Origin of the sequence: Vibrio nomapromontoriensis (assembly GCF_050337205.1) — a bacterium.
GTDB lineage: Bacteria > Pseudomonadota > Gammaproteobacteria > Enterobacterales > Vibrionaceae > Vibrio > Vibrio nomapromontoriensis.
This window is the reverse complement of the sequence record NZ_JAKJSS010000014.1, coordinates 102,235-112,692: the sequence shown is the minus strand read 5'-3', so window position 1 is coordinate 112,692 and position 10,458 is coordinate 102,235. Positions and strand designations below refer to the sequence as shown.

Genomic DNA, 10,458 nt, shown 5'->3' with positions numbered 1-10,458 from the left:
TCGACGATTTTATTTATTTTGATGGTGACTCTTTGAGCGCTTTCATATGAGTTTGTGCTTTCTAACCAGCCCTCTTAGCTGATCATAGCTTAAGCTTAGCATTTTAGCGGCGGTTCTTTGGTTGTATTGTGCTTCTTCTAACGCTGCGCGAATAACGATGATGGCTTGCTCTTCTTTCCATAATTTAAAATCAATAGGAAAGGTTAGCGTATCAGAGAGTGGTGTGGATGATGCCTGCAAAGGGGCACTATTGGGTGTCGTTGCTTGGCTGATGACTTCCGGTGCTGCATTTACTGATTCAGTAACGATATTTGTAACAGGGTTTGTCGCAGCTTTTGCGCCTGGACTCAATAGAGGGAAGTCGTTGCTAAATGGATTAAAAGTAAGCGTATTGATTGGTTGTGAGCTCGTACCGTGTTGGTAGACGGCGCGCTCGATAACGTTCTTGAGCTCTCGAACGTTTCCGGGCCAAGGGTATTCATGAATACTGTGCCAAGCTTGAGAGGTGAAGCCGACAAACAGAGGCAAACTTAGTTCACGGCACATCTTTATTGCGAAATGCTCGGCAAGCAATGCAATGTCTTCTTGGCGGGCTCTTAGCGGTGGAAGTTGAATGACATCAAAGGCCAGCCTATCCAATAAGTCCGCTCTGAATTTTCCTTTTTGCGCCAAGGCTGGCAGATCTTCATTGGTGGCGCACACTAACCTTACGTTGGCTTCTAATGCTTTTGCTCCGCCGACACGCTCATATTGACCATATTCAATGACGCGCAATAGCTTCTCTTGAACCGATAGCGGCGTCGTGGCCAATTCATCTAAGAACAGTGTGCCATTTTCGGCACGTTCGAATCGCCCAAGGTGGCGCCCTTTTGCGCCTGTAAATGCACCAGACTCGTGGCCAAATAACTCAGAGTCGATTAACCCATCGCTCAATGTCGAGCAGTTAAGTGAAATCAGAGGGTGATCCCAGCGTGTGGATAGGTAATGAAGACGCTGGGCAATGAGCTCCTTCCCAGTTCCTCTTTCACCAATGACCAGCACGGGGCGATTAATGGGAGCCAGCCTTGAGACTTTATCGAGAACAGCTAAAAAGCTTGGGGACTCGCCAATGAGGTTTTGCGCCATGTTACAGTCCTTAAAATATGGTTTTTTTTACCAACTATTGGTAAATCATATTAGCAGCCTAATAACAAAATGCGACCAATAGAGCTAACTTATTGTTAATGTTGGTTTTGTAAAACTGGCATGAAACTTGGAGCGTGTTACGTGGCACATGATTAGTATGATGACCCCACGTGACTTTTTAGGAGATGTATTATGGGTATTTTTTCTCGTTTCGCTGATATCGTAAATTCTAACGTTAGCGCTCTTTTAGACAAGGCTGAAGATCCGGAGAAAATGATTCGCCTGATCATCCAAGAGATGGAAGACACCTTGGTGGAAGTTCGCACCAACTCGGCAAAAGCCATAGCAGATAAAAAAGAATTGGCTCGCAAGGTCAAAGCATTAGAAGAGCAAGTGCTTGAATGGCAACATAAAGCGACGTTAGCACTGACTAAGCAAAGAGAAGAACTGGCTCGTGCGGCGTTGATTGAAAAGCAAAAAGTAGAGAAAATTGTTAAAGGTTTGCATGATGAACAAACATTGGTCGAAGAAACGATTGATAAGCTGACTAATGAAATCAGTAAACTTGAATCAAAAATTATGGAAACACGCTCTAAGCAGCAAGCACTTATGATTCGTTCACAGACCGCTAATAACCGTCGTGATGTGCAAAAACACCTGCATACGAGTCGCACTCATGAATCGATGGCGAAATTTGAACAGTACTCACGTAAAGTAGATGAACTGGAAGCCGAGGCCGATCTATATGCCAATAGCGGCAATGCTAAGTCATTAGATCAAGAGTTTGCTGAGCTACAAGCGCAAGACGAAATAGACCAAGAACTGGCTAAGCTCAAAGAGCAGATGAATAAAAATAAATAGGAGACGAATATGTCGACATTTCTCATTGCTGGACCCGTTATTGTATTTCTAATATTCGTGGCGCCGCTATGGTTGTTCCTTCATTACCGAAGCAAGCGTAAGTCCGAATCTGGGTTGTCTTCAAAAGAGTTCGAGAAGCTACAAGCGTTGTCAGCGAGAGCGGAAAATATGCAGCGCCGTGTTGAGAGTCTAGAGCAAATCTTAGATGCGGAGTCACCTAAGTGGAGGCAAAATTATGATGCATAAAGACTTATATAAGGACCCGATCAACGGCAAGCTCACAGGGGTCTGTGCCGGGATTGCGAATTATTTTGGTGTCGAGGTATGGTTAGTTCGGATTTTGGTTATTTCCGCCGCTTTGCTAGGAGGAAGCTTCTTAGTGTTATTGGCTTATGTCGCAATGAGTTTGATGTTAGAGAAGCAGCCAGATAATTTTGTTGAAGAGCTTAGGTCGAAACAAGAGCACTCGCTCAAAAGTAAGCCTTGGAAGCAGGGGCAAAATGCCAAAGACTTACTCAATACTATTGAAAACGACATGGATAAAATGGAAGGGTCGCTTCGTAGTATGGAGGCCTACGTTACCTCGGATGCGTATGCCGTGAATCGAGAGTTTAGTAAGTTGTAGGCGATGTTGAAATAATGCTAAAGCCCAGTTGTCTTCGGTTACTGGGTTTTTTGTGGCCTGTTAAGAATAATATTGAGCAATAAATCACCAGTTAATTGATAAAATTTATTAATAATTAGTCACTTGCTGGCAGAGCGGTGTGCTCTAGACTATCTTTTTAACTACGAGTTAAACAGGGTAGTTAGAAATGAACATGAAGTGGTCAGCATTATTTTTAGTGGTAGCAGTGCTTAGTGCATGTGGCAAAGCTCCCCCTCCCATTCCCGAGCCGGAATCTCGCCCGGCAAAATTATTTTCGGTATCGGTTGGAAATAGTCAATTCGAGCGTTCATTTCCTGCAACGTCTGAAGCGGGCGATAAAGCGGTGCTGGCGTTTAGAGTGCCCGGGCAATTAGAACAAATAGCGGTGCGCTCGGGCCAGACAGTAAACAAGGGCGACTTACTTGCCAGCCTTAATCCCGACGAATATCTCCTATTAGAAAAACAAGCAAAAGCAAATTTTAGGCTTGCAGATGTGCAGTATCAGCGAGCGCTAAAGTTACGTAAAGAAAAAGTGGTATCTGAGCAAGATTATGATCAAGCCAATGCCAATATGAAGTCTGCCCGAGCGAGCTGGTCGCAAGCCAAAGCGAACCTAAGTTACGCTCAATTAGTCGCACCGTACGATGGCACCATCTCGATTATTCCTGCCGATAACTTTGAATATATTCAAGCTAAAGAAGGGGTTATGAATATTCAGTCTAATCAGCTGCTCAAGGTCATATTCCAATTGCCGGATTACCTACTTAATCGCTTTCAAGGTAAAAATCAGATTGATGCATCTATGGCGTTTGATGCGTTTCCAAGTAACCAATATGAGCTGACTTTTCAAGAGATTGATACGGAAGCAGATCCTAAAACGGGCAGTTATAAAGTAACGATGGTCATGGAGAGACCGACTGATATCGGTATTTTGCCTGGTATGGCAGGGCAAGTTAGCGTGATTGCCAAGAGTGAAGCGGCGACGGTGATTCCGGTGTCTGCCTTGTTTGTCGAAAATGATAAGCAATGCGTGTGGAAGGTGGGTGACGATGGGATTGTTGAGAAGGTGGCGGTGGAGCTCAATGAAAAAAGACAAGTAATCACCGGGCTTGAAGATGGTGACAAGATCGTCATTTCAGGTGTTCAAGGAATAGAAGCGGGCATTAAGGTTCGTGAGTGGATTAAGGAAAGAGGGCTATGATGATGAATGTTCGCCTCGTTAGTCTACTTACTATCGCTGTGCTGCTAGCTGGTTGCGATAAAGCGCCGGTAGAAGCAAGAAATGAAATTCCGAAGGTGAGAACGACAACGATCAGTAAAGCTGAGCTAAAAGATAAGTTGTACTTTCCAGCATTAGCAACCGCGGCAGATCGCTCGCATTTGAGTTTTCGAGTACCGGGAGAGATCAATAGCATCACGCTTAAAGAAGGGGATTTTGTAAAAAAAGGCGATATTCTCGCCACCCTCGACCCAACGGATTACAAGCTAGATGTTGATAATGCCCAGGCTCGCTTCTCGGTTATTGACAGCCAGTATCGCCGGTCGAGTCCATTGGTGAAAAAAGGACTGTTGGCGAAGTCACAATTTGATGAAATAGCGGCGCAGCGTGCTTATGCAAGAGCAGAGTTAGAGTTGGCTCAGTTAAGGTTGTCGTTTACTCAGTTGCTTGCACCTGTGGATGGCGTTATTTCAAGGGTGTCCGCGGAGCAATTTGAAAATGTCCAAATTGGCCAGCAAGTCGTGAATATTCATAGCGTTGAGGAGGTGGAAATTATTATGCAGATGCCTGATAGTTTCTCGCTAAATCAGCCTAAAAGTAACGATATAAGCCACATTGGGGCGCTTGTGCGAGTACCTTCTGGCAACGAATATGAAGCGCAGCTAAAAGAGTTTACTACTGAACCGGATCCTGCGCTTGGTACGTTTACCGCCACCTTAGTGATGCCAATGCCTGCGACGGAATTTGTTTTGGATGGCATGGCTGTGGATGTCACCTCCAAGGCGAAAGATGTCGGACTCAAGTTGGACTTGGGGGTGAGTGTTCCGATTGAATCGGTGTTTAACCAAGATGGCGATGGATTGGGCGATCTTGAAAAATATGTCTGGGTTGTCTCTGGTGGTGGAAATCTTAGCCATGGAAACCTGAACCATGAAAACCTAAGTCATGGAAACAGGGCAACGGTAAGCAAGCAAAAGGTACTCACAGGTAAAGTCTCTCGTTCTACCATTCAAATATTAGATGGAATAGAGAGTAATGATCAGATAGTCATTGCAGGTATTGCCCGATTACGTGACGGCATGGAAGTGGAAGTTCTCGCGCAGGAGGCGAACTAATGAGCCAAGAAGAAAAGAAGTCTTTGCCTCAAAGTGATGATGATATCACGGGTGTAGCCGCCTATTTTATTCGTAACAAAGTGGTCAGTTGGATGGTTTCGCTGATTTTCCTTATTGGAGGTGTATCCGCCTTTTTTGGCTTAGGACGCTTGGAAGATCCTGCCTTTACCATTAAAGATGCCATGGTGGTCACCTCTTATCCGGGGGCGACACCGCAACAAGTTGAAGAAGAAGTGACTTATCCCATCGAAAAAGCGATTCAACAGCTGACCTATGTCGATGAAATCAATTCAATCTCCAGCCGTGGTTTGTCTCAAATAACCGTCACCATGAAAAACAATTATGGGCCTGATGATTTACCGCAAATTTGGGATGAGTTACGCCGAAAAGTGAATGACTTAAAGGGGTCATTACCACCAGGCGTCAACGACCCAACGGTAATAGACGATTTTGGTGATGTCTATGGCGTATTACTGGCGTTAACAGGCGAGGGGTACAGCTATAAAGAAATTTCTGATTATGTGGATTACTTGCGGCGGGAGCTCGAACTTATTGATGGTGTCAGTAAAGTGTCGGTGACGGGGCAGCAGCAAGAACAAGTCTTTATTGAAATTTCGATTAAACGAATTAGTGCTTTAGGCATTGCGCCCAGTACGATTTTTAATTTGCTGCAAACGCAGAATGTGGTGTCTAACGCAGGCGCGACTCGCATTGGTAGTGAGTATATTCGTATTCAGCCAACGGGTGAATTTACCGATGTCAGTGAACTCGGCGATTTGATTTTAACAGAAGGTGGAGCTGATGGGCTCATCTATCTAAAAGATGTGGCTGACATTAAACGCGGCTTTATCGAAGTGCCGACGAATATCATCAACTTTAATGGCCAAGTGGCGTTGAATGTGGGGGTATCATTTGCGACAGGGGTGAATGTAGTAGAGGTTGGAGAGCGGTTTGACCGACGACTAGCAGAGCTTAAGTTTCAGCAACCTGTTGGCATCGAGATCGCAGAGGTGTATAGCCAGCCAAAGGAAGTGGACAAGTCCGTTCGTGGTTTTGTCGTGAGTTTGGGGCAGGCCGTTGCGATTGTTATTATCGTTCTGCTGTTTTTTATGGGGTTGCGATCGGGCTTATTGATCGGTTTGATCTTGTTACTGACGGTACTTGGCACCTTTATTTTCATGCAATACATGGCGATTGATTTGCAGCGAATCTCATTGGGTGCCTTGGTGATCGCGTTAGGGATGCTGGTAGATAATGCCATAGTGGTGGTTGAAGGGATATTAATCGGTACACAGCGAGGGAAGACGCGGCTTCAAGCCGCGACAGACATTGTCACTCAAACTAAGTGGCCATTATTAGGCGCGACGGTGATTGCAGTCACCGCATTTGCGCCGATTGGCTTGTCGCAAGATTCTACCGGTGAGTACTGTGGCACCTTGTTCACAGTATTGCTTATTTCTCTGATGTTAAGTTGGTTTACGGCAATTTCGCTTACGCCATTTTTTGCAGACATGTTCTTTAAAGGTCAGAAAATCAAAGGGGGCGAAGACGGTGGAGAGGGCAGTGATCCCTATAATGGCATTGTCTTTGTGATGTATCGAAAGTTTCTGGAATTTTGTATGCACCGCGCTTGGTTAACCGTCGCTTTTCTCATTGTTTGTCTTGGTGGAAGTTTATACGGGTTTACTTTAGTGAAGCAGTCCTTCTTCCCTGCATCGACAACGCCGATGTTTCAAGTGGATGTTTGGCTACCGGAAGGTACGGACATTCGAGCGACCAATACTAAGTTAAAAGTATTGGAAAATTGGATAGCGGAACAACCGGAAACGGACCACATCACGACGACAGCAGGTAAAGGCTTACAGCGCTTCATGCTGACTTACGCGCCCGAAAAGAGTTATGCCGCCTATGGTGAAATCACCACAAGAGCGAAAAGTTACGAGCAACTTCAACCTCTAATGAATCGTTTTAGAGATTATGTCGATAGCACTTTCCCTGAGATCAATTATAAGCTTAAACAGATTGAACTTGGTCCTGGTGGAGGGGCGAAGATTGAGGCGCGTATTATTGGTTCTGACCCGACGGTATTACGTGGTATTGCAACTCAAGTCATGGATATTATGTATGCTGATCCTGGCGCATTTAATATTCGTCATGATTGGCGAGAGAGAACCAAAGTACTTGAACCAGTATTTAATGAAAGCCAAGCAAGACGCTACGGTATTACTAAGTCTGATGTTGATGATGTGTTGATGATGTCCTTTTCTGGGAAATCGGTTGGGCTATATCGCGACGGAACAACGCTTATGCCTATCGTCGCCCGCCTCCCTGATAACGAGCGGGTGGATATCCGTAATATTGAGGGTATGATGATATGGAGCCCAGCTCTGTCCGAGTTTATCCCATTCCAGCAAGTGACTCAGGGTTATGATGTTCGCTGGGAGGATCCAATCATTGTGCGCAAGAACCGCAAGCGCATGTTGACGGTGATGGCGGATCCTGATCTTCTTGGTGAAGAAACCGCAGCAACATTACAAAAACGTATTCAGCCTCAGATTGAGGCCATAGCGCTTCCACCTGGCTATTTCTTGGAGTGGGGGGGGGAATATGAGTCATCAGGAGACGCGCAGGTGTCACTGTTCCAAACGATGCCAATGGGCTACTTGTTTATGTTCCTGATCACTATATTTCTGTTCAATGCCGTGAAAGAGGCGTTGATTGTGTGGTTGACGGTACCGCTTGCCATTATTGGTGTTACCACTGGGTTACTGGCGTTGAATACTCCGTTTGGCTTTATGGCATTACTGGGTTTTCTCAGCTTATCAGGAATGGTTTTGAAAAATGGTATCGTACTACTCGATCAGATAGAAATTGAGATTAAATCGGGTAAAGAAGCGTATTACGCGGTCGTTGATGCGGCGTTGAGTCGTGTTCGTCCGGTGTGTATGGCGGCCATCACAACGATATTGGGTATGATTCCATTATTGCCAGATATCTTTTTTAAACCGATGGCGGTCACCATTATGTTCGGGCTTGGGTTTGCGACGGTACTGACGTTGATTGTTGTCCCAGTGCTGTATCGATTGTTCCACCGCGTTAACGTCATGTAATGACAGATATGCTGTGGTAGGAAGTCTCAATCTCGGTATTTATCGGAAATTAACACTCTAAATGGCATGCTGTCACCCGCTGCGGTGACAGCATTTTTGTAATACTGATAACAATAAGGATGTGAGTATGTGCAAGCGTTGTCCGTGGTTAGATGAAACAAAGAGTGACTATGTCGAATATCACGATAACGAATGGGGTGTGCCGGTATTTGATGATAAAACGCTATTTGAGTTTTTGGTTCTTGAATCGGCTCAAGCAGGCCTAAGTTGGTACACGATATTGAAACGACGTGAAGGCTATCAACGCGCTTTTGCCGATTTTGATGTTGAGAAAGTAGCGCAGTTTTCCCCACAAGAGGAAGAGCAGCTCATGCAAGATACGGGCATTATTCGTAATCGGTTAAAAATCAAATCGACCGTCACGAATGCCCAACGCTTTATTCAGATTCAACAAGAGTTTGGTTCGTTTAGTCAATACCTATGGTCATATGTTGAACATGCGGTCATCGTCAATAACTGGCAGTGTTTAGAAGACTATCCTGCCACGTCACCTGTATCGGACGCTTTGAGTAAGGATTTGAAAAGGCGTGGCTTTAAATTTGTCGGCTCTACCATTATTTATGCCTACCTTCAGGCCGCGGGCTTGATCAACGACCATTGCCAACAATGCTACCGCCGCCAACAAATCATCGATAGCTACTCATCACTAGGGGTGAAATACGTTATGTCTAATCAATAACGATTGGCGAGTGGTTAGCCATATTCATCCGAGGGATCGCTATTCGTGGTAGCAGTAACAGCAGTAACGCGAATAGCGATAGTTATTGAGTGACGTTGTCACCTGCATGTGGAGTAGATAGAAGCGGTTTAATCAAGCGTGTTATAGTGTTGAAAATAGTGTGACAAAAATGTCGAACAAGACGAAGGATAATATGGAAAAATTTTCCTCTATTTACGCTCGTGCTTCAGAGCGTAAAGGCGGTGACGATGCGTTGGAGTCTCTGCTTACCAAGCCCCTTACGCGAGCAGAATTATTGGCGATATCGGATGATAGATGGCTCGCTGCGTTTACAATGAAGGTGTTCCAATGCGGTATCTCATGGCAAGTGGTGCGTAATAAATGGGATAACTTTGAAGACGTATTTTTCCAGTTCCGAGTCGAGCCGTTATTGATGTTGTCAGATGAACACTGGGAGCAAAAAGCCCAAGACCCGCGCATTATTCGACATCTGACTAAGGTGATGTCGATTCCTAGCAACGCGAGAATGATTCAATCTGCTCGTTTTGAGCATGCTTCTTTCGCCGAGATGGTGGCTAACTGGCCTGCGGATTCTGTGACGGAGCTGTGGCTGCATTTGAAAAAACATGGCGCCCGATTAGGGGGAAATACCGGACCTTATGCGTTGCGTCAGCTTGGTGTTGACACGTTTATTTTGTCCTCGGATGTAGAAGGTTATCTGAGAAACACAAAAGTGCTGGATTCAGGAAGAGGAACAAAACGGGCGCTTAAGGCGGCCAATGTGGCTTTTGCAGAGTGGCAGCAAGAGTCAGGGCGCTCGCTGTCAGAAATTAGCCAAATCATAGCCTATGGTTTTGGGGAAAACAGGGTCTAACCTTGTCGTCTGGGAGGGCGTTGCAGATCGTAAACTCAAGATCTTCTTATCGTTGTGATGGTACCGTTTGGGTAGAAAAAGCCATCGCAATTGCGATGGCTTTAGTTGGTATGCCTATAACAAGTGCGTTAGCTTGCACAAAGCAAGCGTGGTTAAGACTCTAAAATAACGCGTGTGTCTTCGCTGAGAGCTTCTAGCTCATTGGCGATATCGGCAATTTTCATCGCTTGCGGGATCTTAAGTGCGATACTGGCGGTAAATAAGCTAGAGCTGATGCCACCACCTCCCGCGAGGAAGACTCGTTGGCAGTCCATGTCTAAAATGCGAATATCTTGGGCGTCGAGGTATTGAGTAATTTCATTCACAATACCGGCTCGATCGTTAGCATCCAATCTTAGGTGATAAATGGTTTCTTGATCATGAATATGTCTTTCGGTATCCGTGATCTGAACCGTGAGGTTAGTGTGGTCTTCAAAAGCTCGTTTGACGATGGTCTGATTTTCGCTAGGAAGCTCGATCTTGATGACGGCAGCAACATGATCTTCGAGGAAGTTCACTTTACTCACCAACCATTTACCGCCATTTTCATGGGTAATCGCTGCCAAGTTTTTGATGGTGGTTGGGGTGGCTTGACCGACAAAGCTGACGATGAAAGTAGTACTGCTCATACAATTCCCTCCACAGGTACAAATAGATAACTAATTGATTAGTTAAATCTAGTTTAGATCTAATCGCGGTATATCGCATGACAGACCTCTAGTATTTCGTT

Annotated in this window: 10 protein-coding genes; 8 read left to right on the top strand and 2 right to left on the bottom strand. The window is 45.2% G+C overall.

Translation table 11 applies throughout. The annotated features are described in order from the left end of the window. Positions 1-42: 42 nt before the first annotated feature. Positions 43-1,125, bottom strand: a complete 1,083-nt coding sequence (gene pspF, locus L4D05_RS18295) for a phage shock protein operon transcriptional activator (RefSeq protein WP_428794848.1) — start codon at positions 1,123-1,125, stop codon at positions 43-45. A 192-nt stretch (positions 1,126-1,317) separates the two neighbouring features. On the opposite strand from pspF, the gene pspA reads away from it, so the two are divergent. The 8 genes from pspA to L4D05_RS18255 all read left to right on the top strand — a co-directional run bounded on the left by pspA (position 1,318) and on the right by L4D05_RS18255 (position 9,689). Beyond that, on the top strand, positions 1,318-1,986 hold the full coding sequence (gene pspA / locus L4D05_RS18290; protein WP_265675558.1) for a phage shock protein PspA: 669 nt from the start codon (positions 1,318-1,320) through the stop codon (positions 1,984-1,986). Positions 1,987-1,995: 9 nt separating this feature from the next. Then, entirely contained in the window at positions 1,996-2,232 is a 237-nt protein-coding gene (gene pspB, locus L4D05_RS18285) for an envelope stress response membrane protein PspB (protein ID WP_428794847.1), read from the top strand. Next, positions 2,225-2,611, top strand: a complete 387-nt coding sequence (pspC, locus tag L4D05_RS18280; RefSeq protein ID WP_265675608.1) for an envelope stress response membrane protein PspC — start codon at positions 2,225-2,227, stop codon at positions 2,609-2,611. The genes pspB and pspC overlap by 8 nt, the downstream gene beginning before the upstream one ends. A 193-nt stretch (positions 2,612-2,804) precedes the next feature. Beyond that, positions 2,805-3,833 (top strand): efflux RND transporter periplasmic adaptor subunit, encoded by a 1,029-nt coding sequence (locus L4D05_RS18275; RefSeq protein ID WP_265675607.1) that lies wholly within the window; start codon positions 2,805-2,807, stop codon positions 3,831-3,833. Next, positions 3,833-4,966 carry an efflux RND transporter periplasmic adaptor subunit gene (locus L4D05_RS18270; RefSeq protein WP_428794889.1) on the top strand — a complete coding sequence of 378 codons (1,134 nt, stop codon included), beginning with the start codon at positions 3,833-3,835 and terminating at the stop codon, positions 4,964-4,966. Before L4D05_RS18275 ends, L4D05_RS18270 begins: the two co-directional genes overlap by 1 nt. Beyond that, a complete protein-coding gene (locus tag L4D05_RS18265) occupies positions 4,966-8,076 on the top strand; it encodes an efflux RND transporter permease subunit (protein WP_428794846.1) in 3,111 nt (1,036 codons plus the stop codon). The genes L4D05_RS18270 and L4D05_RS18265 overlap by 1 nt, the downstream gene beginning before the upstream one ends. A 127-nt stretch (positions 8,077-8,203) precedes the next feature. Beyond that, a complete protein-coding gene (locus L4D05_RS18260; RefSeq protein WP_428794845.1) occupies positions 8,204-8,815 on the top strand; it encodes a DNA-3-methyladenine glycosylase I in 612 nt (203 codons plus the stop codon). 193 nt (positions 8,816-9,008) lie between these two features. Beyond that, a complete protein-coding gene (locus L4D05_RS18255; RefSeq protein ID WP_265675554.1) occupies positions 9,009-9,689 on the top strand; it encodes a DNA-3-methyladenine glycosylase I in 681 nt (226 codons plus the stop codon). A gap of 152 nt (positions 9,690-9,841) precedes the next feature. On the opposite strand, the gene L4D05_RS18250 is transcribed toward L4D05_RS18255, so the two are convergent. Further along, the gene (locus L4D05_RS18250) at positions 9,842-10,357 is read right to left on the bottom strand and encodes a glycine cleavage system transcriptional repressor (protein ID WP_428794844.1); all 516 of its coding nucleotides are present in this window, start codon (positions 10,355-10,357) and stop codon (positions 9,842-9,844) included. Positions 10,358-10,458 lie beyond the last annotated feature (101 nt).